The following is a 25053-nucleotide window of genomic DNA, read 5'->3' as shown; positions in this document are numbered from 1 at the left end:
ATTTATTTAAAAGAATACAGACATATATATTTCGTCCACGTACTCCTCATTAATATAAGCTTGTTCTTTCATAACCCCTTCTGTCTTAAAGCCGACTTTTTCGTACAATTTATACGCCACTTCATTAGAGGCAAATACCGTTAACGATAGCTTGTGCATGTCATTTTCTTTGCACCAATTTAACGTATAGTCCATTAACTGCTTGCCAATTCCCATACCTTGTACTTTTGAAACTAGCCATGTACGGAAAAGCCCACTATGACGTTTCATTCGAATTTCACCGCGAAGAACGCGCGCAATCCCAACAACTTCACCTTCCACTTCCGCCACAACATACATATGCCCTTGCTTTGATACACTCTCAATAAACTGCTGTTCTTCTTCTACTGTTTTTGGCGCGTCTTTTTGAATAAACTCTCCTGCTTTAATAATTTCTTCCACAGCTGTTGTAATCTCTCTTGCATCACGGGGTTCTGCTGGACGTATTGTGACTTCACGTCCATCCTTTGCTACAAATGTTACCGTATCTTTTTCTGCTGTAATCATCTATATCAACTCCTCTAACCATTCAATAATCACTTTTTCTTATTGTTTGTTTAATTTGCTACTTTACCATTGGAAATGTTTATTTTCGCATGTTGTCCAATAAGCAGACCACTGCTTTTTTGATATACCCAGAGCGTTTATACCTTTAAACCCTTTTAGGAAAATTTATTTTTGCACATCCTTTTGCACTTTGCAAATGGTTTACATAAAGTAAAATAAATAGAAATATTCAAATTATTAAACAAAAAAGCTCTTAATGCTTGTGTTAGACAAGCATTAAGAGCTTTCTACTTTTATTTTGTTAACATTTCTTTTTGTACGGATACTTCTCCATTTCTTACTTTTGAAACCGCCAGTACGTTGAAGACAATATTTAAAATAATAGCCGTAAAGCTACCTGCTACAATTCCATTTCCAGTTAAGATTTGAATTCCTTCTGGAAGCTGTGCAAATAAGTCTGGTACGACCGTTACACCAAGTCCCATTCCAATAGAACATGCAATAATCAGCAGATTTTCTTGCTTTTGTAAATCCACTTCGCTTAAAATTTTAATACCCGATGAGATAACCATTCCGAACATCGCCACCATTGCGCCCCCTAATACAGGGCTTGGTATTACGGTTGTAATCGCAGCAATTTTCGGGATAAGTCCAAGAACAATTAGGATACCGCTCGCTGCAAACACTACGTTTTTAGTACGAACACCCGAAAGCTGAAGTAACCCTACATTTTGAGAATAAGCCGTATAAGGAAATGCATTAAATAAGCCCCCCAGGGTAATAGCTAATCCTTCTGCACGATATCCGCCAGCTAAATCTTTTTCTGTTACTTTTTCTTTGCAAATATCACTAACCGCAAAGTACACACCTGTCGATTCAACAATCCCCACTAATAGCACTAAAAACATTGTTAAAATAGCCGTCACGTCAAACGTAGGCATTCCAAAATAAAAAAAGTGTGGAACGTGAACCCATGCTTCATCACGAACACCTGAAAAGTCTACTTTCCCCATAAACGATGCCGCAATGGTTCCAGCAATCAAACCTGCCAATACAGACACTGATCTCATAAAGCCTTTTGTAAAACGATATAATAAAATAATAAGTAACAGTACCCCAAACCCAAGTGTTAAGTTACTTAAGCTTCCGAAATCTGCGCTTCCTTCTCCACCAGCCAAGTCTTTCATTGCTACAGGAATAAGCGTTATTCCAATAATTGTAACAACAGAACCAGTGACAAGCGGCGGGAAAAAACGAACAAGCTTACCAAGGTATTTTGATAAAATAACAACCATAAGTCCTGCCACAATTATTGAACCATATATACTCGAAACACCATATGAACTTCCTATTTGAATCATTGGGCCTACAGCAGTAAATGTGCATCCCAGTACAACGGGCAAGCCAATACCGAAGAAGCGATTTTTCCAAACCTGTAGAAGCGTAGCAATTCCACACATGAACAAGTCAATTGCGACCAAATAAGTCAGCTGCTGCTGCGTTAATCCAATTGCACCGCCCACGATTAAAGGCACGACAATTGCTCCACCATACATCGCTAGAACATGCTGTAACCCTAATGACAAAACTTTTCCATTTTTCATTTTAAGATGTCACTCCTTGCTTCGTAGGAACAAACGTAACCTGTCCGCCTTTTAGTGATTCGATGCGTGCCAGTGATTCAACCTTCACACCTGTTTCACGAACTAAGCGACCGCCATCTTGAAAAGCTTTTTCAATAACGATCCCTACGCCTCCTACATCAGCACCAGCTTTTTTAACAATATCCATTAAGCCAAGTGCAGCCTGTCCATTTGCCAAAAAATCGTCAATAATTAATACGCGATCAGTTGGTAAAATAAACTTTTCAGCAACGGAAATTTCGTTTTCTTCTTTTTTAGTAAAGGAATATACTTTTGATGTAATTAACCCTTCTTGTAGCGTTAGTGATTTACGCTTGCGAGCAAATACCATTTCTACATTAAGCTTCAGTGCTGCCATAATTGCTGGAGCAATACCAGATGATTCAATGGTTAAAATCTTTGTAATACCTTCTTGTTCAAATCGCTGTCCAAACTCTTCTCCAATTTCTTTCATAAGAATTGGATCCATCTGGTGATTTAAAAACGTATCAACTTTTAAGACCGTATCTGATAATACGATACCGTCTGTTAAAATCTTTTCTTGTAATGCTTTCATCTTATAATTCCTCCAACTTCTTTTTCACAATAAAAAGCTCAAAAACAAAGCTACACCCACGTATGAGTAGAGCAATGTTTTTGAGCTAACCTATCAGACGAAAGCCAAAAGTTTCACCGCTCACTCATAGTCAAACCATTTACGGTGGTTTGGTAGAAACTTACGAGCCATATTCTCGTCATTATATGAGTGCGTTATTGAGTTGTGTTTAGTATACCAATATTCTGCATGTTTGAAAACCTTTTATCGAACATTTTATATTAAAATTTCTAAAAACGTTCGTGAAAATCACAAAAGAAGATAAGATCACTCTTATCTTCTTCGTCTTTTCTATTAAAGAGAGTATACTTTTGTGTATTTTTTTTCTAAATAATCAATTAAATAATTGACGTTTAAACCTTCTCCCGTTACATCATGCAAGATTTCTAACGGCTTTTTCGCTTTTCCATACTGATGAATGTGATACGTTAACCAGTTTGTAATTGCTTTAACATCACCGGTCTCTAACAGCTCATCATAATCTGGTAAGTCTTTTAGCATAGCGTTTTTAAACTGAGCAGCATACATATAACCAAGCGCATAAGAAGGGAAATACCCAAAGCTTCCACCTGCCCAGTGTACATCTTGAAGCACACCTTCTCCATCGTGATTTGGGCGAACACCTAAATATTCTTCATATTTATCATTCCAAATCTCAGGAAGGTCCTTTACTTCAATGTCACCGTTTATTAAGCCTTTTTCAATTTCATAGCGAATCATAATGTGAAGTGGGTACGTTAATTCGTCCGCTTCAATACGAATCAATGAAGGCTGTGACTGATTAATTGCTCGATAGAAATCCTCTAATGATACGTTCTCAAACTGACCGCTTGAATACTTTTTAATTACATCGTAGTTGCGCTTCCAAAATGAAAAGTTTTTGCCCACAAACTTCTCATAAAAGAGCGATTGGGACTCATGAATGCCCATTGATGTACCTTCACAAAGCACTGTGCCAACTAGATCTTCTGAAATGTTTTGTTCGTATAAAGCATGGCCGCATTCATGAATGGTACCAAAGATTGCTGTTCGAAAATCCTTTTCGTCATATTTAGTTGTAATTCTTACATCTCCTGGATTTAAGCCCGTTGCAAATGGATGAACCGTTTCGTCTAAACGACCAGCTTCAAAATCATAGCCAAGCTCTTTTAAAATCGCTAAGCTGAATTCACGCTGCTTATCTTTTGGAAAAGACTTAAATAAAAAGGCTGTTTCTGGCTTATTAGATGAATCTGCAATCTTTTGGACAAGTGGAACAATTCGATTGCGGAGCTGACCAAACACATCATTTAAGATTTCCACCGTCATTCCTGGTTCAAAAAGGTCCAATAAGCGGTTATATTTATTACCTTCGTATCCCCAATATTCTACAAATTTTTGGTTAAACGCTACGATTTTCTCTAAATACGGTTGAAACATTTGAAAATCTGCTTTATCTTTTGCTTCTTCCCACACAGATTCAGCTTTAGAAGTTAAAACAACGTATTCTTTATACTCGTCAGCCGGAATTTTTTTATTAAGCTCGTATTCTTTTTGACACTCTTTTACCGCTTTCTTTGTCGTATCAGATATGTAATGTTGAGCGGTATCAGCAGTCAACTGCTGAATGAATGAAGCCATTTCATTAGAAACAGATAGCTTAAACGCTTCTGAAGACAGCATGCCAATTACTTCAGAACGCTGCTCCACTCCTTTTTTCGGTGCACCTGTACGTAAATCCCAATACATCACACCCATCGCTTCATGATAACTTTTAATTTTTTTCATGAATTCATGAAAATTTTGCTCTACAAGCTGAATATTTTCGTTCATCAAAAACCCTCCCCTTTTTACTTACTAACCTACTATACACTTGTTTCATATAGTCGAGAATCATTTGATTCTCTGCTTTTAGTTTAAAGGTTTTAAACAAAAAAGGATAGCCGTCTGTATAAGACAAACTATCCTCATATCATTAAGCGCGAACTTTTATCGCTGTAGGTAAATTCTTTTCAATAATCGCTTGCACTTTATCATCCGTATTCTCCGGCATGAAAATAGTAATCAAGCCTTCATCTTCATGCGAACGAATTAATCGTCCCACACCTTGCTTTAAACGAAGCAGCATATAAGGCATATCTGCATCCCAAAATGCATCAGCAACCTGTTTTCGCTTAGCTTCAAATACCGGATCATTTGGCGGATATGGAAGTGACCATAAAATAACATTTGAAAGTGACGGACCTGGAATATCAAGACCTTCCCAAAGATGAACCGCACATAAGATTGTTTCTTCTTCACGCTGAAATTGAGAAACTAACTTACTAATTTCTTGATCTCCTTCAAATAAAAACGTATATTCGCTTAGCTCTTTAGATGCTTCTTTAAATAGTGCTAACTCTTCACGTGTATTAAATAGTAGCAGCGCTCGTCCATTTGTTCTTTTAAGCTGTTTCAATGCATAAGCATATTTTTCAGCAAACGCTTCGCTTCCGGCTGCTACTGTTTTGCAGGTAATCTCCATCTTTTCTTCATAATCAAACGGAGACTCTACTGAAAACGATAAAGGTTTTCCAATTCCTAAACTATATGCTAAATAGTCAAATGATGAGTTATCTGAAAGCGTGGCTGACGTAAAGATATATGGAATCTTCTTAGAGAACACGCGCTCTTTTAATACGTCTTTAACAGCCTGTGGCATAATAACAAGCGTTAGCTGCCAATCTTTTTCTTCAAGCCAGTAAATTGCATTTTCATTCTCCATAAATAGACGCATTGAATAGTCAATTTGATCTAAATACTCATCGACAATGCGAAGCGTATATTCATCAACCGTATAGGTTTCACTTTCAAAAACAAGTTCGTTTCCAATATGTTCTAAAAGGCCAAGTAGTTCTTTTCCAACCTTTTGCACACGGCTTGTACGCTCAATTTGCTTACGATTAGATCCAACAATATCTTGACTTGCCTCACTAAGCGCATCGAAAAATAGTGAATACACATCGATTGTATGCTCAATTTTCAGTGCTAATTCTTCACGCACATCATTTTCTAATAAACGCGTTAACAAGTTCTCAAGCGTATCTTCTTTAATTCGGTACGTTAAAGCTTTTTGCGCTGCAAATTCAAGCAGGTGTCCTTCGTCAAACACAACGCAGCTACTTTCTGGTAAGAGCGGTAGCTGACCTTCACGTTTACGAGCTTCAACTGTCCAAATATGCTCCATATAAAAGTCATGAGAGCAAATAATTAAATCCGTAGCTTTGCGATAATGTTCACGTGATAAAGTTAAACCACATCGGTGACGCTGATCACAGGATGAGCAATCTTGGAAAGAATCCCAGTTAATCTGCTGCCATTCTTCATCCGTTAGGTGCGGATACTCTTTACGATCTCCATAATGATAAAACGACTGCATGCCGCTATGGTCATGTACAAAATCAGGTAATGTGTCGTAGATTTCTTCAATGTTTTCATTATCTGTTCGGCTTGTAACTGCATCTAGCTTCTTTAAGCACAGGTACTGATCTTGCGATTTTGCAAGGCGAACATCCATGTTAATATCCAGGATCTTTGATAGCTTTGCAATATCTCCCTCTGCCTTTACAAGCTGTTCAATTAATGTTTCATCTGCACAGGCAATGATAGCAGGCTTGCCAACATAGCGCGCATAGCAAATTGCATATAAAAGATAAACAATCGTCTTCCCCGTACCTACCCCAGCTTCTGCAAAGATAACATTTTTTTCTTTAAACGCTCGTTCAATTTGAAAGGCCATAAAGATTTGCTCATCTCGAAGCTCTAAACCTGCATCTGGAAGGTGATCGTAAAACACGTCTCCAATCCATTCATTCAACTTATCAAAAAAATTCTCATCTCGTCCAATTGTAAAAGGCAATCGCTCTCTCATCATTGATTAATGACTCCTTTAACTATGTAAATATAAACCTTTCAAAAGGTAAATTTATTCATTTTTCAACCGTAAATAACTAACTCAAGCAAAACTTAATTATCTAGTATTGAGAAAGGATTGTCAATATCTATTATTATAGGAACGTAAACAATAAAAAGCTCTGCAAAAGCAGAGCTTAAGGTATTAATATCATATATAAGAGCTACTTGCATTAAGAAAGTGGGCGAAAACACGAGTCCGTGGATGAAATAAAGTTTAAAGCAGCTTCATATTCAGCTTTAGCCTGTTCAAATTGATTCATAAGGTCTGGAGAAAGTTCTCCTCCTTGCTGCATATGCTGATAGCTATTTTCTAATGCTTGACGAATTATTAAAAAATGCTCGTTTGGTCGGACCATCTCAAACACTCTCCTTCTCTCTATAAAAACAGTTATAAGATTATTTTATACAGAACTCTGTTCGTTTATTCATAGAAAAAGGTTATTTCAAAAACACACTTGACAGATAAGAATAATAGACTTTAAAATACATATAAATTTGAAAATTAAAACTTATTAAGAATGCTTACCGGTCAACCGAAAGCTTCTAATAGTCCTTAGGAAACCTTTTTCTTAATGGACTGTTAGAAGCTTTTATTTTTTTCAAAATAAAAGCTTCTGAAAAGGAGATGCAGATGACTACTTTACAACTCGAACATATTTACAAACGCTATTCTCCATCATTAAATGCTGTTGAAGATTTTAATCTTAAAGTGGAAGATGAAGAGTTTATCGTGTTTGTCGGACCCTCAGGCTGTGGAAAATCGACAACCCTTCGTATGATTGCTGGCCTTGAATCCATATCTGAAGGCGTTCTTTTCATTGGTGGCAAGCAAGCAAATGACCTACCTTCAAAAGAACGGGATATTGCAATGGTGTTTCAAAACTATGCTTTATATCCGCATATGACAGTGTATGATAACATCGCGTTCAGCCTGCAAATTAGAAAGTTTCCAAAAGGGGACATTCATGAGCGGGTGGTGCACGCAGCTAAAATATTAGGCTTAGAAGATTATTTAAATCGAAAACCTCGAGCGCTGTCTGGTGGTCAACGCCAACGTGTCGCTCTAGGCAGAGCGATTGTTCGTCAGCCTCAGTTATTTTTGATGGACGAACCATTATCAAACTTGGATGCTAAGCTTCGTGTACAAATGAGAGCGGAAATAACCAAGCTTCACAAGGCCCTAAAGGCAACCGTTATTTACGTCACTCACGACCAAACAGAAGCCATGACAATGGGAACTCGTCTAGTCGTAATGAAAGATGGAAAAATCCAGCAAGTGGGTACGCCTAAGCAAGTCTATACACAACCAGCTAACCTATTTGTAGCAAGCTTCATTGGAACTCCTGGCATGAACTTTATTAAAGGAATTATAAAAAATAAACAGTTTGTGTTTGGTGAATATGTTCTCCCACTTTTACCTTATCAAGCTGCTCAGCTACATAAGCAAGGCTACAACAATCAAACAGTAATCCTCGGTATCCGTCCTGAACATGTAACAATCAGCATGAAAGCAGAAGCTCATTCTATCCATACACAGATTGCAGTAGCTGAGCTTTTAGGAGCTGATTACATTGTATATACCGAGGTAAATGAGCAGCAATTAACTGTGAAAGTTCCTGCAGATTATACGCTGCAGACAGGCCAACGTATTCACATTACCTTATTACTTACTCACGCGCACTTTTTTGATTCAGACTCAAGTGTCCGAATTGAGATAACTGAAAATTAACCTTATAAAAAGGAGACTTATTTTATGAAAAAACTATTAATGCTATTTTTAACACTCTCTATCTTAATTGCAGGGTGCAGTAAAAGCAGTGAATCATCAGGAAAAGCCGATCAAGTTACTATTAACTTTACTCACTGGCGTGGAGAAGATACAAAAGCGTTTGATGAAATTATTGCAAAGTTTGAAAAGGAAAATCCAACTATAAAAGTAGATATGACTATATTCCCTTCTGACTCTTATCAGTCACAAATTCAGGGCTCTTTATTATCTGGAGAAGGAATTGATGTTTTCGCAAGCTTTCCAGGTAGCCAATTTAATACCATCCAAAAAGCTTCAGGGTTTTCAAAGCTAACAGATGAAAAGCTATTGTCATCTTTTGATGAAAAGTTAATTCAAGTTGGAAAAGTAGCAAACGACCAATATGCCCTTCCTTATCAACTTGTTTACAATATTCCTGTGTACAATAAAGATATTTTCAACAAATTAAACTTAGAGGTCCCTAAAAGCTGGGATGAATTTTTAACGGTTTCAGAAACGCTAAAGAAAAATGGCTATACGCCGATTTTATTCTCTGGTGATGTGAGTCCATCTCAATTTATTAATCCGATGATTATGAACAACCAACCGACTGAAAATGCGCTTCATGAAGTTGAACTAGGTAAGCGCAAGCTAACGGATGATTGGTACGTAAAAACACTTTCTCAGATTAAAGAACTAAACGATAAAGGGTATTTCCAAAGAGATGCTCTAGGTACAAAAAAAGAAAGTGCTGCGGCGCTTTTTGCTCAAGAAAAAGGTGCGATGCTTGCACAAGGATCTTACATGATGGCCACTGTCAAACAGCAAAACCCTAAAATTAATCAAGGATTACTCGCTCCAATTACTGTTGATGAAAAAGATGCAGTTTATGAAGGTGTTCATACCACTACATTTTTGCTTGGAATTGCTGAAAAATCAAAACACAAAGAAGCTGCAGAAACATTTCTAGCTTTTCTAGCTGAACCTGAGATTGCATCAGAATACGCTAACGCAACTGGACAGCTTTTAACTACAAAGGATGTAAGCTATAAGTCTCCTGAGCTAGAAGAAAGCGCAAAGTGGACTGAAAAGAAAACTGTATTCCAGCCTCGCTTTACCATTTTAAATGAACGAGTTACTAAGGCTGTAGAAACGTCTGTACAGGATGTTTTATCGGGAGTTAGCCCTACAGAAGCAGCTAAAAAAGCACAAGGAGAGGTTGATCGTGTCGTTGCACAATAACACATCATTGGCGACAGAAACAGAGAAAGCACCCTCTTTCTCTGCTTCTGTTCTTTCTTATTTTCGTATTTCCAAACTAGGTATTTGGTTATTTATTCTTCCAGGTGCCGCTCTTTATAGCATATTTTTTGTTTTTCCAACAATAGCCGCTTTGTTCTTAAGTACAACGGACTGGAACGGCTTGTCTACTTCATTTTCATTTATAGGAATTGATCATTTCATTGAACTATTTTCGCGTGATGCTATTTTTAAACAATCCATTTCAACAAACTTAAAATTCACGCTTACTGTGCTTATTTTCCAAACGGTTTTAAGCCTATGTCTAGCTTTACTTCTTTATAAAAAGTCACGCTTAAACACATTCTATCGTGCTCTATTTTTTGTACCTACTATTATTTCGTCTGTTTCAATCGCATTCACATGGAATTTTATGTACGATCCCAACATAGGTGGCCTTAATTTATTCTTGACTAAAATTGGCTTAGAAAATTTAACACAGTCATGGTTAGGTAACGGAAAAATAGCCATTTTCAGCTTGGCATTTGTGCAGTTTTGGGCACATACCGGGCAAATGCTCATCATCTTTGTGGCAGGGATTCAAGCTATTCCTAAAGAGTTATTTGAAGCAGCGAGTATTGATGGTGCTTCAAAATGGCAGGTTTTTATACGTATTACGTGGCCACTTCTAGCACCAGCGACCATTATGGTTGTGGCTTATACAACTATTCAAAGTTTTAAAGCGTTTGATTTAATCTTGGCTATGACCAACGGTGGACCTTCAAACGCAACTGAAATTCTATCTACCTTTTTATATCACGAAGCCTTTATTAATTTCAGATTTGGCTATGCTTCAGCGGTATCAGTTATTTTCATGCTGATTATCGGGCTATTAACGTTTTTACAGTTTAAAATTTTGAAGCTGACAAAAATATAAAAGGAGATTTTTATGTTTTCTAAAGTATTTAAACAACTCACGCTCTTAGCTTATAGCGTTATCATTATTATTCCATTAACGCTTGTTCTTTTTACAACCTTTAAAACGACGCCAGAGTTATACAATAGTCCCATCGGTCTTCCAACTAGTTGGAGGCTTGAGAACTATAAACATCTGCTTATTTCAGAACCTCTATTTGGCTATATGAAAAACAGTACAATTGTTACTGTAATTAGTACATTTTTCATCTTGCTACTGGCGAGTCTAATTGCTTACGCTATTGTGCAACTTCCTAAAAAATCTGGATGGATTGTTTATAGTTTCTTTATTGTTGGCATGATTGTTCCAACACAAGTAATTATGATCCCTGTCTTTTTGCTAATGAACACGCTAAATTTGTTAAATACGTTAACAGGGGTCATTCTAGTATCGATTAGCTTTTTATTACCAATTGGTGTTTTTATCATAACGGGCTTTATGAAGACTCTTCCGAAAGAACTGTTTGAAGCCGCTCGTATAGACGGAGCTTCGGAATGGAAAATTTATAGCAAGGTTGCCATACCGCTTTCTATTCCGTCTCTCGCAACGATAGGAATTTTTTCTTTTGTTATTGTTTGGAACGATTTACTCTTCCCTCTTCTATTATTGAAATCAAAAGAAGTAAAAACCTTACCAATAGCACTGCTAGACTTCCAAGGGGAATTCTTGACAAACTATCCCATGCTCTTTACAGCGGTAGTGCTATCATCTATTCCTTTAATTATTGCGTACTTATTCTTGCAGCGCTTGTTCATCGCTGGCATGACGGCTGGTGCAGTAAAGTAAAGAGGGTCCATCATCATGATGGACCCTCTTTATTAGACTTTTCAACGATAAAATACTGAAATCCATACATCAATACAGCTTTAAAAAGAAAAATGCCAAGAAGTTGCGGCTTTTCAACCGTTCCAAATTGAAACATCTTAAGTTTCTTTGTCATGGCCTGAAATGGATAAATAAAAAGCCAATCAGCGATTAAGTTCAACAGCATATATAGGCCAAATCTTCCATATGTAAGTCTCATAATCCACAAAGATCCTGGAATGAAAGGTCCCAAAACTAGCGCCATTTCTCCCGTAAGATAGCGTAAAGGAGGCCTTGGAAACGACCACCATTTAAATTTTTTAGCCACGAAGCTTTCTATAAAAATAAATACAGAAATGAATCCAACTGCGTATTTATATTTTTTAATGTATTTTGCACCTAAAAAAGGAACTGTTAACCAAGATAAAACAATCATACTACCAAAGAATATTTTTGCTTCTTTAAATATCTTCAACTGCTCCCACCTCTTTTAGTAGTATGTACAGAATAATTTGGATTATTGAAGATTTCCCATAAAAAATACACATGCTAAGAAGTAAGCATGTGTATTCCAGTTAGATTAATTTGTTTTACGAGGTGGACGAGGTCCCCAATACTGGTAATAGTCAGTTTTAATAAATCCGTTAAAAAGTTTACGTTTTTTAGTCGCGGGCTTGCCGTAATACTGTTCAAACTGCTCATGAGACGTCAGCATGAAAACAGACCATGTATCAAGTTTTGCAAACGCATCACCCATCTCTGCGTACATCGTTTCGACAGAAGGGCGATCGCTTAGACGCTCCCCGTAAGGTGGGTTTCCAACAATAATTCCATATTCTTTTGGAGTCGTGAAGTCACGCACCTGCATTTGCTTAAATTGAATTAAGTCTCCTAGGCCAGCTTCAAATGCGTTTTGCTGCGCTACTTTTATCATACGATGATCAATATCATGCCCAGCAATATCTAGCTCTTGATCATAGTTTGCTAATTCTTCTGCCTCATCGCGTGCTTTATCCCAAATTTCTTGAGACATCCAAGGCCACTCTTCTGAAATAAAGTCACGATTAAAGCCAGGTGCAATGTTTTGACCAATTAACGCTGCCTCTATCGCAATCGTTCCCGAACCACAGAATGCGTCAACAAATGGACGATCGGGATTCCAAGGCGTCAGCATAACCAATGCTGCAGCTAGCGTCTCTTTTAACGGTGCATCACCTTGTCCAACGCGATAGCCACGCTTGTGCAAACCTGCTCCACTTGTATCAATTGTGATTGTTGCAATGTCTTTTAGCAGTGCTACTTCAATTTTAAACGTAGCCCCTTTTTCTTCAAGCCAACCTGTTGTGATACTATAATGCTTTTTCATTTTATCAACGATTGCTTTTTTTACGATACTTTGGCAATCAGACACGCTAAAAAGCTTTGACTTTACCGATTTACCCGACACCGGAAACTCCGCATCCACCGGTAAGTAACGGCCCCAATCAAGGGCTTTTGTTTTTTCAAATAATTCATCAAACGTACGTGCTTTAAATTGACCAACTTCAATTTTCACACGATCTGCCGTGCGCAGCCATAAATTTGCTCTCGCAATGGCTAATTCATCACCTTCAAAGATGACTTTTCCATTATCTACTTCACATTCGTAGCCTAATGCACGAACTTCTTTTGCTACAAGTGATTCAATTCCCATTGCAGCGGTTGCAATAATTTTATACTTTGTCATTTTTCAACCTCATTTTACTCTCTAATAATGAATACTACGTGTAAAAGTACCATATCCACTTGCGGTAGTCAAAAGCTTTCAAAAAGAAAATGCTTAAACTAATTAGAAAAGGCCCACATATGTGAGCCTCAAAATAAGCGCAATCGTTTGCACTAACCTTTATTATTATACAAAATAAACACGTGTTTCGTATGGTTGTAATGTAAACTCTTGAACCATCTCATCGGTTGCTACTTGATAATTGTGAATAAGCAGTTCTTCTTCTTTAACCTTCACTTCTTTTGGCAACTTAAATTCTTGCTGCTTAGAAGATACGTTACATATAACAATTGCTTTTTTGTCATCTAGCGTACGCGTATATGCATAAATTGCAGGATGATTTTCTAGCAATAAATCATACGTTCCGTAGACAAATACTTCATGCTGTTTACGTAACGCCACAAGCTTTTTATAGAAATTTAAAATCGATTCTTCGTCTGAAATCTGCTTCTCTACATTAATATCAACATAGTTTGGATTTACTTTCATCCAAGGTGTTCCTGTTGAAAAACCAGCATTTTTCGTACGATCCCACTGCATTGGTGTACGTGAATTATCACGACCTGTTTCCCAAATCACTTTCATGATTTCTTCATGATCCTGACCTTTTGCACGTTGAATACGATAGTAATTTATCATACCTACATCATTATAATCTTCGATGCGATCAAACTTTACGTTTGTCATTCCTAACTCTTGGCCTTGATAGATAAAAGGTGTACCCTGCATTAAGAAATAGAGTGCAGCTAAGCATTTTGCACTTTCTTCACGGTATTTCATGCTACCGAACTTATTGATTGAACGAATGTGATCGTGATTCTCAAGATAAAGTGCATTCCAACCACCAATTTGTGCTAAACCTTTTTGCCAATTTGTTAAGATTGTTTTGAACTCAATTAAATCTAGAGGTTCACTTTCTCCTTTATCCCAAAGTCCCATGTGTTCAAATTGAAAAATCATATCAAACTTACCGCTCTCAGCGCCTACCCATTCGTCAGCATCGTCCCACGTAACGCCATTTGCTTCACCAACTGTCATAATATCATACTTAGCAAATGTCTCTTCTTTTAATTCTGTTAAATGTTCTTGAATACCAGGACGATTCATGTGGCCTTCAAACGAAGGTACATAATCTAAACCTTCTGGATTTGGTAAGTCTGGAAAACCAGGTACTTTTTTAATATGCGAAATAGCATCTACTCGGAACCCATCAATTCCTTTATCCAGCCACCAATTCACCATATTATATAGCTCTTGTCGAACCGCTTTGTTTTCCCAATTTAGGTCGGGCTGTTTCTTTGAAAATACGTGCAGATAATATTCTTTCGTCTCGTCATCAAACTCCCAAGCAGAACCATTGAAAATGGACTCCCAGTTGTTTGGTTCATTGCCATCATTACCTTCATGCCAAATGTAATAATCACGATAAGGATTATCTTTTGAAGAACGCGCTTCAACAAACCAAGGGTGCTCATCAGATGTATGATTAATAACTAAGTCCATAATTAATTTCATATCTCGTTTATGAACTTCCTCTAACAGCTCATCAAAATCTGCCATGGTACCAAAATCACTCATAATATCTTGATAGTCACTAATATCATAACCATTATCGTCATTTGGTGATTGATAAATCGGACAAATCCAAATAACATCAATCCCGAGATCTTTTAAATAATCAAGCTTTGAAATGACGCCCTGAATATCACCAATTCCATCTCCGTTTGAATCTTTAAAGCTACGCGGATAGATTTGATACGCTACGGCTTCCTTCCACCATTTCTTTTCCATTTGTTCAACTCCTCACAACATTCCATACAAGTAAGCGCTAGCATATAAAGCGCTACCATCATTTTATACTGAAATGCAATAAAAAAACAGCTATTTTATAAAAAAAAGAAGCGAAGGTTTCAAGGAGACCTTCGCTTTTATTTAATTAACTTATGTTGAAAGGCATAGATAACCGCTTGCGTACGATCTTGTACATCGAGCTTACTTAGTAAATTGCTCACATGAGTTTTGACCGTTTTTAAAGCAATAAATAGCTCATCGGCAATTTCTTGATTTGTTTTCCCCTGTGCCATAAGCAACAAGATTTCCATTTCACGTCCAGTTAACAACTCGTGCGGAGAAGAGGGACGACGCATTCTCGTCATCATTTTTCCGGTTACCTCTGGCTCAAGCACAGTCTCTCCTGCATATGTAGCGCGAATAGCTTCCGCAATTTTGCTCGCTTTAGACGTTTTTAACAGGTAACTAGATGCCCCTGCTTCAAGTGCTGGATACACTTTCTCATCATCTAAAAAGCTCGTTACAATGATGATTTTAGCTTCACTCCACTGATCAACAATGAGCTTTGTTGCTTCAATGCCATCCATACCATCCATCACCAAATCCATTAAAATGATATCTGGACGATGCTTTAGTGCTTTCTCTACCGCTTGCTCACCGTTAGCAGCTTCGTCGACAACGTGAATATCTGTCTGAGCAGACAAATACGCTGAGACGCCTATTCGTACCATTTCATGATCATCAACTAACAATACGTTAATCAAAAACAGCTCTCCTTTCTTTTGTCTATTCGTTTTGGATAAGCGGAACCTTTACTTCTAATTTCGTTCCTTGATTTGGTAAACTAACAATTTTCAAGGTAGCCCCTACTTCAACGGCTCGTTCATGCATATTTTGCAATCCATAAGAGCCTACCTTTTCCATTTCCACATCAAAGCCAATCCCATCGTCTTCAATGCGTAGAATAACCAAGCTATCACGCTGAACGAGCAATACCTTCAACATTGATGCTTTAGAATGCCTCAACGCATTGGAGACAGATTCTTGAGCAATTCGAAATAGATGGTCTTCTACTCCTTTATCTAACAAAAATTCTTCCACATTCCACTTCAGCTCCATCGGAACTTTTTGGGCTAATTCTAATAAAAGCTCTGCAATTCCTTCTTGTAACGACTTGCCTTTCAATGCAGCCGGACGCAAATGTAATAGTAGTGCCCTCATTTCTAGCTGAGACTGATTGATCATTCCTTCTACCATTTTCAACTGCTTGCTCTGGGGAGAATCTTCATTCGTTGATTCTGTTAAAGCTGACATGAGCATAGATGCGGCAAAAAGCTGTTGACTCACAGAATCATGAAGCTCACGAGCTAATCGATTTCGTTCTTGAATAATGACTTCTTGAACTCGCTTTTGCTGATCTTCAACTTTTTCATTAGCCATTTTTTGCGACTGTTCCACCTGTTCACTCATTAAGCGCTGAATTTCTTTTGCATTAGATAAAATACTTTCTACCTCTTGAACCGTTGTTTTATCATTCCGGTCTTGATATTGCCGATTTTTCATCTCACGTAATCGATTCTCAACCACTTCAAGCTGCTGTCTCCAAAACAAGCCAGAAGCGCCACCGAAAACTGCTCCCACTGTTAGGCTACTCGTTATGGAAAAAAGAATAAACGGAACGTCAAATACTTCTCGTTCCCATAGCTCTGTAAACTGTTGGATTGGAAATGCCATAAATACGCTAATCGTTATTGTAATAAACGTTGTGAAAGCGACTATGATTCCCCATAGTAACTGGCGCTGAATAATGCTCATATCCGCTTCACCTCTAAACTTCCAACCCCCATTGAAACCATCACTTTGATTTTTTGTGATGCCTTATCAAATTCTGGGGTTTTCATATATACGTTTTGAAGTGGAGCGAAGGGTTGGACATGATCAAAAATGGCAACTGCTCCAGCCATAGAAGAGTGATTAACTGAAATTTCTGTTTCATATGGCACGAAGATGGTTACATTCCCAGCTAACTGTCGGATAAAAATAACCGATTCTCCTTTTGGAAGTACAGTAAAGCTAAGGTCAATTATCACATCGCTCCATACGTTTTGAATATTAATGTCGCTCCATTCATAAACGTTTTCGTCTGTGCGCTGTCGTGATACAAATGAATTCTTCAACAGCTGCCTTTGTGTTCGCAGTGATTCTCGACTTTCTGTTAAAGGCGTAATATATACTGGTTCTTTTTTAGATTTAACAAAATGAAATAAATAATAGAAAAAGATTGCAATAACCAAGAACTGAAATGCGACTGTATTAATTAAGTTTAAAATAGCACCAATAATTCCTATCCAAAATAAGATTTTACCTGACCGCCTTGGTAGACGCTTTCGGCCTATATAGATAAAAGCACCAGCAACAAGGAGTGCAAAAATAAACCCGCTATGAAAAAAGACAACTTCAACAAATAAAATAAAGATCGCTGTAATGATTATGAGATTGAAGTATCCATTGTCTACAATTCTTTTCATGCCGTTCTCCTCCTTTCGCTTCGCAGTGCGTTTCCTTTTGATGAAAAAGGCGCAGCTACTACTACGCCCTTTTTAGAATATCACGTTTTGTCTATGAGATTAAATTTTTTTATCCTAATTACACTTATTTTGCTTCTTTTTGTAAAGCTGCAATTTTGCTATCAATTGTTTGACGATAATAATCAGTATTAATTTGATTTTCTAATTGATCAATATAGCGTTCGATATCCGAAAACTTAGAATATTCATCCGATGCTAGTTCATCGTTGTTTAAAATTGTGTTCATTCGATGATTTGCTCGCGCAACGTTTTCGCGCCCCATCAGTTCCATTCTACGAATATGCATATCCTTCAGTTTATGCTTCATCTCTTCGTATTTGCGCTCTAGTTCATCAAGCTGCTTAGTCACATGCTGAATGGATACGTTTAAACGTTCTGTACGCTCTTCATATTGAGCATGCTCTTTTTGAACAAATTTATACAGGTCATTTTCTTGAGCTTGCAGAGCTACTTCCGCTTGCTGTTGGCGCTTTTCTTTCATTGACTCTGCTAGTTTATATTCACGCACAAGCTGCTCTTTTAATAGATGCTGACGCTCTACTAGCTTTCTAACTCGCTCTGTTTCTTCTTCGGACTGACGCAAATAATAATTCAAAGCGGCAATCGGGTTTTTTTGCTGTTTTTGATCAAGCATATTGTGTAAGTCTGATGAAATTGATTCTTTCATGCGTGTAAAAATATTTTTCATAGTGTTCACTCCTTAATAAGACTGTTTATTTAACTCTGTCCATTGGTTTTCAAAGTTTTGAAATGGATCCTCTGTTTTAGTTATTGTTACTTCACTGTCGTTCCACTTGGTGTATACAAAGTAAAGCGCAATCGCTGCTAATATACCAAACAATGCTGGCACGTTAGCAATCATGCTCAAGATAACAATCACACCAAGCACTGCAAAAGCTGCTTTCTTAAATGAAGATGTTGCCTTTACTACCTGCTTCCATACACCATATAAAATGACAAGCCCTAGCAGCATTAGCATCATCGGTCCTAAGTTAGCAATCAATACAACCGCTGCTGTTAGGCCCAAAATAAATAATCCAAATTTTTTCACCGTGTTGCCTCCTTTCTTTTTCTATTCTCATCTTACCTACAATTCTTTCTTTCCAAAACGAGCTTAAGCTGGATTTTCATCTAAGACCTGAGGCTTAGAACAGAAAAAAGAACACAAAAAAGCTCTTCATGATATGAAGAGCTGGTGCGAATATATTTGGTTAACAACTAGTGTCGACTGCTGTTCAATAGCGTTCTGTAAGCCATGTTTTGTTCCTTTGTACTACAAGCGGCTAGCTACCTCGTACTCCGGTGGTAATTATCTATCTACAAAATGCATGCATTTTGTCCTTCCCTCTGTTCAATTCCTTCAGGAAAGTTCCCCTACCATTATTTGGGTTTCTCGCTCGTGGGGTTTACCTCGTTCCACTCTCATTATTTCTAATGAGACTTCGTCACTGTGGCACTTTCAGAGTATTCAAGCCATATCTTATAAAGACTTAGGCTTTTTCCTCGCCGTTAGCAGTTACGCTACCCTAGCTTATGACTTCACTAGGCACGAACACTACAAGCATCTCAGCCTGTGCGAGCATGGACTTTCCTCTACATCTTCAAAGAGATGCAGCAATTACCCAAACGCTATTGATTACGACCTTTCTAATTATAATAAAAATAGGAGTTAATTGCAACTCCTATTTTTATTATTCATCATTCGTATAACTTGCTACCAAATACGTGCTTCTCAAGATTAGACAAACGTTTTAAAATATCAAAGTTTGTCGTACCAGCTTGCTGCTGTGCTGGTGGCGGCGTGTACGAAGATGCCGTTGTGGATTGTGGACGTTTTGATAACTCTTCCACTTGCTTTTTCAAGCGTAAATTTTCTGCTTGTAATAACTCAATTTCTTCATGAAACGCTTCATAATCTTTAATAATGGAGTCTAAATATTTATCGACTTCCTCTTGATTATAGCCTCTCATTCCTGTTTTAAACTCTTTTTCCAAAATTTCTTTTGCTGTTAAACGAATCTTATCAGCTAACATTTCAATCACCTCGAATACAATAAACCTCTTGTTTATTATAAACCATTTTTTCAGAAATAGCTCAACTTGTCAATTTATCTTGTAAAATGTTTTTCAATATTGTTTAAAAAGATGAAAACTTCTCCTCTTCAACTATATCTTGTAAATCATAGGATGTAATTGTGATGATTGGATAATCGCTCTTTTCAGCCTTATCTTGTGCTACCTTTAACATGAATTTCGGACTACCCTCATGCTCTTCATCATATACAATGCAAATGCCATCACTTTTTTCAATTAAAAATTGATTTTTCAAGCGGAACTGATTAGGACTTTCATACTTCTTTTTTGTGATACTATCCACAAAATCAGCCTGACTCAGAATAAATTCATAAAGTTCTTTATTCGCTTCGTTCCACTTTTCTTCCTGATCTAAAAAAGGGGTTAATACACCAAGCTGTAACTGAGGGTATTCGAGCTGTAAATCAAATACTACTTCCGCAGCCCACAATTCTACACCGAGCTGACCGCTGATTAACACCCATTCAAGTCCTTCTTCGATAAGAGGTACTAAGCGCTTCATGATTGCTTTTTTTATGTATGAAATACCAGGGTGCTGATCATTAAAAATCCCTAATTCAAATGGTTTATAACCTGAAATCGTTAGCACTTTCATCGTGTAAGCACTCCTTTAAACATAAGAATAGGAACTGAAATGTTCAGTTCCTATCAATTCATTTATTTCTTATTAAAATCTTCTTTTTGCACCTGGATATCCTGGCATCATGCCGTTTTCCATTGCTCCCGCTACTTGATTGCCTTGACCTGGCATCATACCTGGCATCATGCCTGGCATTTGAGCACCAGCTACTTGATTCGGCATTCCCGGAGACATTGCCCCACCTACTTGTGTAGGAAATTGTTGCGCCCCACCAAAGAACTGTTGGCTTGTTTGTTGATTTACAACAGATTGTGTTTGTGGAAAATAGTGTACATGTTTAAAGTTCGTTTGATTCACTAGCGTATTATGGCTTGGATGAATATGAGGTACAACTACCTCCTGATTGTTAAACTGTGTACAACATTTTGTTGGATGCACGATTGGTGGCATGCACTTTACTGGTCTTGGATACATGCTGTTTTCCCCTTTCACTGTTTAGTTATTACATTACTACAGTATGTGATAAGGGGTGTACATGTACTAATGTAAACACCTATTTTTCGAAAACTACATCAAAGAAAAGTACGTGTTTTTCATGCTACTAAAAATAATTACCGTCAAACAAACAACTGCGAAAAATGATACTAAAATGACATTTTTCATATTACTTCTCTCCATCTCACCAAAGTTCTATATTTCTGATATAAATTGCTAAAAAAACAATACAACGTCTTATTTTATCAACGTCTGAAAAATAGAACAATATTTAAAATAGAGAAAACGAAAATTTAATAATTTGGAATTTTCAGTAATAAATTGACAATCATTATAAGTTAGAAATATATTTAGTATACTTATCTTTAACCCGATTAACTCGCTTATACAGGGCTTGTATTTTATCATTTTCAATGAACGCTTTTTCTTCTGTCAGCTTTAAGGCTTTTTCTGCATAAAATACCCCACGCTCATAGTTTTTAAACTTATGTTCATATAATTTAGCAAGCTCAACAGCTGCTTCTATTTGAAGAAGTACTGGTGCATTTGACACAACATATAAAAACAACTCTTCTGCCTTTTCAAATTGCTTGTTACGCTTATGCTCAAAAGCAATAGCTCGAATCGCTTGGTATTCTTCATCACTTTTTGCACTAGCTACGTCTTCATACAAAGAGAGAGCTTCTTTCTTCTCACCGAGCTGCTCGTACCAACGAGCGACTTCGAACTTTTCTTTCAAAGTAGCTTGATGTTCAGAAAGAAGCTGCTTTGAAAGGTGAATATAGAGCGTAATTAAAGAAAGAATATCTGACTCATTATGATCCATTACTTCAAATAACCCTTGAGGATTTTTGCTTTCTATGAAATCAAAATAGATCATTGGTGCTAAAAAACCTGGAACATCGTTAACGCGGTCAACGCCTAGTACTTCTTTTTCAACATTTGCAAGCTTAACGGAATCCATTTTATGTTTCCATAGCCTTCTTGAAGCGTGTAGTAAATCAAAATGCCCAAACTTAGGAAGGTTCGGTAAATGGTCTCTCAACAAGGTGTGCCTTGTTTTTACATGAGGCCAATCAAAAGACTTCCCGTTGTAGGTGACAAGAGTTGTATAATCCACGGCTCTTAAAAAACTTTCGTAAAACGCAACTTCACCGCTTGGCTCCGTTAACACATGCTGCCTAAATACCACTTCATTTTCTAACACCTGTGCATAGCCCAGTAAAAAGATGGTTGTGCCTGTTCCCGTACTCAGCCCGGTCGTTTCTGTATCAAAGAAAAATAAATCCGACATTGTATGCCCTTTTGCAGAAAGTGGATGTGACAGCGGAGACTTATTCCATGCTTCTACCACTTTTTTTAGTTCTGAAAATGCATAATGTCCGTGCTTGTGGTCAATCGGATAGCGTACTTCCCGAATCATACAGTAGTTATTCTCGCTAAAATAAGGTTTAGCAAACCTTTCATTCCACTGCTGTTCATAGGCTATTTGCTGATGATCACGCGGCTCACTTTTTAAAACGGGCACTTTTTCTTCCACATGTAAATGCTTTTTCATTCGATTAAGCTTATTTTTTAACGACATTTCTTGCACCTACCTTGCTAGTAATAGCTGAAGCAATGAGAGCGCGTCCTGTTTAGCATGTTCACCTTGTCCTTCTAATCCGATACAGGATGGGCAGCCACTTTCACAGTGACAAGTAGCAATAAGTTGCTGCGCTTCTTCCAACACTTCTTTCATTTGTTCATACACTTTATCACTAAGTCCAATGCCTCCGGGGTAGCGATCATATAAAAAGATGGTTGGTTCTTCATTATGAACGGCTTTCACTTGCGGAACAACATGTAAATCAGAAGGGTCACACATAACCATTAACGGTGCAATTGACTGAATGGTGGTAGCAACCGATAATAGAGCTTGCTCTAACCTTTCTTCTGACTCTTGAAATACTTCTTTTGAAAAACTAAGCCAAACAGCATTTGTATGCAGTTCTTCCTCAGGTAAATGAATTGGACCTGATCCAATATTTTCATGGGTCTCAAATTTAATCTTTTTAAATATGGTAGCCATCGCGCTTACCATTACATCGCCGTACCCCATCGTATAAGAAGATGCTTTCGTTTCTTTATCGGCTTCCAACACTTTTAAGTTAACAGCCAAATTAGCATCTGTGAAATAATCAGCGGTGACCTCACGTACATACGCTTTTTTCTCATCCCAATCTAAATACTCAACTTGATATTGAATACCCTGATGCAAATAAATGGCTTCATCATGTAAAAGCGTCATTGCACTGAAACGATCCATCTCTCCGATGACCTTTACGTTAGCGATATCTGACTGATCAATAATAACGACATTTTCTTGAGAAGCAGATCGTAAACTGATATTGTGAGCTGGAAACGAATCATTCATCCAATACCACTTATCACCGCTTAGGTGAATTACGCGCTCTTCTCCTAAAAACTCCAATACGTCTTCAATATCTACACCGTCAAATGTTTCTCCTTGCTTAAAAGGAAGCTCATACGAAGCACACTTTAAATGATCTACTAAGATAACTAAATTATCAGGATTAATGCGTGCTGTTTCAGGGTTGCGACTAAAGAAATATTCCGGATTTTGAATCATATACTGATCCAGCGGACTCGAACTAGCAACCATTACAATAACAGCTTCTCCATGCCTGCGTCCTGCGCGTCCAGCTTGTTGCCAAGCACTTGCAACCGTTCCAGGATAACCTGTCATCACACATACTTGCAGCTGTCCAATATCTACCCCTAGCTCCAGTGCATTTGTGCTAACTACCCCATAAATCTCCCCACTGCGCAGCCCCTTTTCAATTTCACGTCTCTGCTTAGGTAAATAGCCTCCTCTGTATCCTTGAATCGCTTTACCTTTCAGCTGATTTTTCACAAGCTCTTGTAAGTACGTAAGGATAATCTCAACCCGAACACGACTTCGAGCAAAAACAATTGTTTGAATTTTATTCTTCAGAAACTCTCCTGCAATGTTACGCACCTCAAGAGTAGCGCTTCTTCTAATATTTAACGGCTTATTTACAACAGGTGGATTGTAAAAGATAAAGTGTTTCTTTCCACTCGGTGCTCCGTTATTATCGACAAGCTCCACCTGCTCTCCTAAAAGATGCTCAGCAAGCTCTTTCGGATTGGCAATGGTAGCTGAAGTACATATAAATACCGGCTTACTTCCATAGTAGTGACAAATTCGTTTCAAACGCCGAATAACGTTTGCTACATGACTTCCGAATACGCCTCGATACGTATGAAGCTCATCAATAACGATATACTTTAAATTCTCGAACAATGATACCCATTTTGTATGATGAGGTAAAATAGCAGAGTGAAGCATATCAGGGTTTGTAATAACAACATGACCTGCTTTTCGCACTTTTTGACGAATATTAGCAGGCGTGTCTCCATCATATGTGTAGCTATTAATTGAAGCGTCCATCTCTTCAATCAACTCATTTAACTCCGTCTTTTGATCTTGTGCAAGAGCTTTTGTTGGGAACAAATATAGCGCACGCGACTGCTCATTTTCCATAATACTTTGAAGGACAGGAAGGTTGTAACAAAGCGTCTTTCCGGAAGCAGTAGGCGTAACGGCAACTATATTTTTCTTCTCATACGCATATGTAAAAGCAGTAGCTTGATGCGTATAAAGAGATAGAATTCCTCGCTTTTCTAATCCCTCACGTATTTTCTCATGAATTTGTGAAGGAAATGGGTTTGTTTGGGCTTCTTTTTCTTCAATTGTATGCCAATGAACGATGTTGGATTTAAACTGTTTATTCGTTTGCAACACGTTCATTACTTCTTGTAAATTTTTACGTATTTTCATCTTCATCACCTAGCTTTATTTTAACGAATCTAAGGCCTGTTTCAAATCATTAGTTTTTGTATGTTTTTTCAAAAAAAGGACATCGTAACAACTAGGAGGTGGACAACATGGGAAATCCGTATTTATGTCCAAGCTGTAAAACAAATCGAACGCGCTTTAATATCATTGAGCAAAAAGCGACGGCGGTCAAATTAGATCCTCGCTCTGGTGATGTTGTAACAGAATATACCAATGATTCACTAGATGCTTTCCATGCCCCATACCGTGGTCCAGAACGTCGCATTCAGTGCGCAGCATGTGGTTTAATTGAAGATGAATATACATTTGTAAAACACGCTGAAAGCAAGCAACTATCATAAAAAATACCGCCATAGAGGAATGGCGGTATTTTA

Annotated in this window: 24 protein-coding genes, 1 other RNA gene and 1 riboswitch; of the genes, 5 read left to right on the top strand and 20 right to left on the bottom strand. The window is 37.6% G+C overall.

The window, feature by feature from the left end; translation table 11 throughout:
• Positions 1-6: 6 nt before the first annotated feature.
• The 6 genes from NIZ91_07450 to NIZ91_07425 form a co-directional block, all read right to left on the bottom strand.
• Positions 7-546: a GNAT family N-acetyltransferase gene (locus NIZ91_07450; protein USY56481.1), complete on the bottom strand. Its 540-nt coding sequence runs from the start codon at positions 544-546 to the stop codon at positions 7-9.
• A gap of 293 nt (positions 547-839) precedes the next feature.
• Positions 840-2150 (bottom strand): purine permease, encoded by a 1311-nt coding sequence (locus NIZ91_07445; protein USY56480.1) that lies wholly within the window; start codon positions 2148-2150, stop codon positions 840-842.
• 1 nt (position 2151) lies between these two features.
• The gene (locus NIZ91_07440) at positions 2152-2745 is read right to left on the bottom strand and encodes a xanthine phosphoribosyltransferase (protein ID USY56479.1); all 594 of its coding nucleotides are present in this window, start codon (positions 2743-2745) and stop codon (positions 2152-2154) included.
• 107 nt (positions 2746-2852) lie between these two features.
• Positions 2853-2954, bottom strand: a riboswitch (purine riboswitch).
• Between the two features lie 124 nt (positions 2955-3078).
• On the bottom strand, positions 3079-4596 hold the full coding sequence (locus tag NIZ91_07435) for a carboxypeptidase M32 (protein ID USY56478.1): 1518 nt from the start codon (positions 4594-4596) through the stop codon (positions 3079-3081).
• A gap of 142 nt (positions 4597-4738) precedes the next feature.
• Positions 4739-6676 carry an ATP-dependent DNA helicase gene (locus NIZ91_07430; GenBank protein ID USY56477.1) on the bottom strand — a complete coding sequence of 646 codons (1938 nt, stop codon included), beginning with the start codon at positions 6674-6676 and terminating at the stop codon, positions 4739-4741.
• A gap of 211 nt (positions 6677-6887) precedes the next feature.
• Positions 6888-7073: a hypothetical protein gene (locus tag NIZ91_07425; protein ID USY56476.1), complete on the bottom strand. Its 186-nt coding sequence runs from the start codon at positions 7071-7073 to the stop codon at positions 6888-6890.
• Between the two features lie 275 nt (positions 7074-7348).
• On the opposite strand from NIZ91_07425, the gene ugpC reads away from it, so the two are divergent.
• From ugpC to NIZ91_07405, 4 genes are read left to right on the top strand one after another with little or no spacing between them, the layout of a single operon-like run.
• Complete coding sequence (ugpC, locus tag NIZ91_07420) at positions 7349-8446, top strand: sn-glycerol-3-phosphate ABC transporter ATP-binding protein UgpC (protein ID USY56475.1); 1098 nt, start codon at positions 7349-7351, stop codon at positions 8444-8446.
• Positions 8447-8470: 24 nt separating this feature from the next.
• Positions 8471-9706, top strand: coding sequence for an extracellular solute-binding protein (locus NIZ91_07415; protein USY56474.1), 1236 nt, complete (start codon positions 8471-8473; stop codon positions 9704-9706).
• Positions 9690-10640, top strand: coding sequence for a sugar ABC transporter permease (locus NIZ91_07410; protein USY56473.1), 951 nt, complete (start codon positions 9690-9692; stop codon positions 10638-10640). The genes NIZ91_07415 and NIZ91_07410 overlap by 17 nt, the downstream gene beginning before the upstream one ends.
• 12 nt (positions 10641-10652) lie before the next feature.
• Positions 10653-11465, top strand: a complete 813-nt coding sequence (locus NIZ91_07405; protein USY56472.1) for a carbohydrate ABC transporter permease — start codon at positions 10653-10655, stop codon at positions 11463-11465.
• A gap of 13 nt (positions 11466-11478) precedes the next feature.
• On the opposite strand, the gene NIZ91_07400 is transcribed toward NIZ91_07405, so the two are convergent.
• The 14 genes from NIZ91_07400 to NIZ91_07335 form a co-directional block, all read right to left on the bottom strand.
• Complete coding sequence (locus NIZ91_07400) at positions 11479-11958, bottom strand: hypothetical protein (GenBank protein USY56471.1); 480 nt, start codon at positions 11956-11958, stop codon at positions 11479-11481.
• A 105-nt stretch (positions 11959-12063) separates the two neighbouring features.
• Positions 12064-13209 (bottom strand): class I SAM-dependent RNA methyltransferase, encoded by a 1146-nt coding sequence (locus NIZ91_07395; GenBank protein ID USY56470.1) that lies wholly within the window; start codon positions 13207-13209, stop codon positions 12064-12066.
• A 165-nt stretch (positions 13210-13374) separates the two neighbouring features.
• Complete coding sequence (locus NIZ91_07390) at positions 13375-15039, bottom strand: alpha-glucosidase (protein USY56469.1); 1665 nt, start codon at positions 15037-15039, stop codon at positions 13375-13377.
• 137 nt (positions 15040-15176) lie between these two features.
• Positions 15177-15803 (bottom strand): response regulator transcription factor, encoded by a 627-nt coding sequence (locus NIZ91_07385; protein USY56468.1) that lies wholly within the window; start codon positions 15801-15803, stop codon positions 15177-15179.
• Between the two features lie 22 nt (positions 15804-15825).
• Complete coding sequence (locus NIZ91_07380) at positions 15826-16854, bottom strand: sensor histidine kinase (GenBank protein ID USY56467.1); 1029 nt, start codon at positions 16852-16854, stop codon at positions 15826-15828.
• Entirely contained in the window at positions 16851-17567 is a 717-nt protein-coding gene (gene liaF / locus NIZ91_07375) for a cell wall-active antibiotics response protein LiaF (GenBank protein USY56466.1), read from the bottom strand. Before liaF ends, NIZ91_07380 begins: the two co-directional genes overlap by 4 nt.
• Positions 17568-17691: 124 nt before the next feature.
• Positions 17692-18315 carry a PspA/IM30 family protein gene (locus tag NIZ91_07370; protein ID USY56465.1) on the bottom strand — a complete coding sequence of 208 codons (624 nt, stop codon included), beginning with the start codon at positions 18313-18315 and terminating at the stop codon, positions 17692-17694.
• Positions 18316-18327: 12 nt separating this feature from the next.
• A complete protein-coding gene (locus NIZ91_07365) occupies positions 18328-18678 on the bottom strand; it encodes a flagellar basal body rod protein (GenBank protein ID USY56464.1) in 351 nt (116 codons plus the stop codon).
• A 193-nt stretch (positions 18679-18871) separates the two neighbouring features.
• Positions 18872-19257, bottom strand: an RNA gene (rnpB, locus tag NIZ91_07360) — RNase P RNA component class B.
• A 68-nt stretch (positions 19258-19325) separates the two neighbouring features.
• Positions 19326-19661 carry a cell division regulator GpsB gene (gpsB, locus tag NIZ91_07355; protein ID USY56463.1) on the bottom strand — a complete coding sequence of 112 codons (336 nt, stop codon included), beginning with the start codon at positions 19659-19661 and terminating at the stop codon, positions 19326-19328.
• 103 nt (positions 19662-19764) lie between these two features.
• The gene (locus tag NIZ91_07350) at positions 19765-20316 is read right to left on the bottom strand and encodes a DUF1273 domain-containing protein (GenBank protein ID USY56462.1); all 552 of its coding nucleotides are present in this window, start codon (positions 20314-20316) and stop codon (positions 19765-19767) included.
• Between the two features lie 72 nt (positions 20317-20388).
• On the bottom strand, positions 20389-20775 hold the full coding sequence (locus NIZ91_07345; protein USY56461.1) for a spore coat protein: 387 nt from the start codon (positions 20773-20775) through the stop codon (positions 20389-20391).
• Between the two features lie 352 nt (positions 20776-21127).
• On the bottom strand, positions 21128-22381 hold the full coding sequence (locus NIZ91_07340; GenBank protein USY56460.1) for a ribonuclease H-like domain-containing protein: 1254 nt from the start codon (positions 22379-22381) through the stop codon (positions 21128-21130).
• Between the two features lie 9 nt (positions 22382-22390).
• Entirely contained in the window at positions 22391-24661 is a 2271-nt protein-coding gene (locus NIZ91_07335; protein ID USY56459.1) for a DEAD/DEAH box helicase, read from the bottom strand.
• Positions 24662-24768: 107 nt separating this feature from the next.
• On the opposite strand from NIZ91_07335, the gene NIZ91_07330 reads away from it, so the two are divergent.
• A complete protein-coding gene (locus NIZ91_07330) occupies positions 24769-25020 on the top strand; it encodes a DNA alkylation repair protein (GenBank protein USY56458.1) in 252 nt (83 codons plus the stop codon).
• Positions 25021-25053 lie beyond the last annotated feature (33 nt).

The sequence above is a fragment of the Bacillus sp. 1780r2a1 genome (assembly GCA_024134725.1).
In the GTDB taxonomy this organism is placed as follows: domain Bacteria; phylum Bacillota; class Bacilli; order Bacillales; family Bacillaceae_H; genus Priestia; species Priestia aryabhattai_A.
This window is presented reverse-complemented; position numbering and strand designations above follow the sequence as displayed.

Bases quoted from the DNA above. Each gene is read 5' to 3' on its own strand.
- NIZ91_07380 (USY56467.1), bottom strand. From the start codon at position 16,854: ATGAGCATTATTCAGCGCCAGTTACTATGGGGAATCATAGTCGCTTTC.
- NIZ91_07350 (USY56462.1), bottom strand. From the start codon at position 20,316: ATGAAAGTGCTAACGATTTCAGGTTATAAACCATTTGAATTAGGGATT.
- NIZ91_07450 (USY56481.1), bottom strand. From the start codon at position 546: ATGATTACAGCAGAAAAAGATACGGTAACATTTGTAGCAAAGGATGGA.
- NIZ91_07390 (USY56469.1), bottom strand. From the start codon at position 15,039: ATGGAAAAGAAATGGTGGAAGGAAGCCGTAGCGTATCAAATCTATCCG.
- NIZ91_07440 (USY56479.1), bottom strand. From the start codon at position 2,745: ATGAAAGCATTACAAGAAAAGATTTTAACAGACGGTATCGTATTATCA.
- NIZ91_07435 (USY56478.1), bottom strand. From the start codon at position 4,596: ATGAACGAAAATATTCAGCTTGTAGAGCAAAATTTTCATGAATTCATG.
- NIZ91_07345 (USY56461.1), bottom strand. From the start codon at position 20,775: ATGTATCCAAGACCAGTAAAGTGCATGCCACCAATCGTGCATCCAACA.
- NIZ91_07405 (USY56472.1), top strand. From the start codon at position 10,653: ATGTTTTCTAAAGTATTTAAACAACTCACGCTCTTAGCTTATAGCGTT.
- NIZ91_07340 (USY56460.1), bottom strand. From the start codon at position 22,381: ATGTCGTTAAAAAATAAGCTTAATCGAATGAAAAAGCATTTACATGTG.
- NIZ91_07395 (USY56470.1), bottom strand. From the start codon at position 13,209: ATGACAAAGTATAAAATTATTGCAACCGCTGCAATGGGAATTGAATCA.
- NIZ91_07425 (USY56476.1), bottom strand. From the start codon at position 7,073: ATGGTCCGACCAAACGAGCATTTTTTAATAATTCGTCAAGCATTAGAA.
- gpsB (USY56463.1), bottom strand. From the start codon at position 19,661: ATGTTAGCTGATAAGATTCGTTTAACAGCAAAAGAAATTTTGGAAAAA.
- NIZ91_07330 (USY56458.1), top strand. From the start codon at position 24,769: ATGGGAAATCCGTATTTATGTCCAAGCTGTAAAACAAATCGAACGCGC.
- NIZ91_07445 (USY56480.1), bottom strand. From the start codon at position 2,150: ATGAAAAATGGAAAAGTTTTGTCATTAGGGTTACAGCATGTTCTAGCG.
- NIZ91_07430 (USY56477.1), bottom strand. From the start codon at position 6,676: ATGATGAGAGAGCGATTGCCTTTTACAATTGGACGAGATGAGAATTTT.
- NIZ91_07415 (USY56474.1), top strand. From the start codon at position 8,471: ATGAAAAAACTATTAATGCTATTTTTAACACTCTCTATCTTAATTGCA.
- liaF (USY56466.1), bottom strand. From the start codon at position 17,567: ATGAAAAGAATTGTAGACAATGGATACTTCAATCTCATAATCATTACA.
- ugpC (USY56475.1), top strand. From the start codon at position 7,349: ATGACTACTTTACAACTCGAACATATTTACAAACGCTATTCTCCATCA.
- NIZ91_07335 (USY56459.1), bottom strand. From the start codon at position 24,661: ATGAAAATACGTAAAAATTTACAAGAAGTAATGAACGTGTTGCAAACG.
- NIZ91_07370 (USY56465.1), bottom strand. From the start codon at position 18,315: ATGAAAAATATTTTTACACGCATGAAAGAATCAATTTCATCAGACTTA.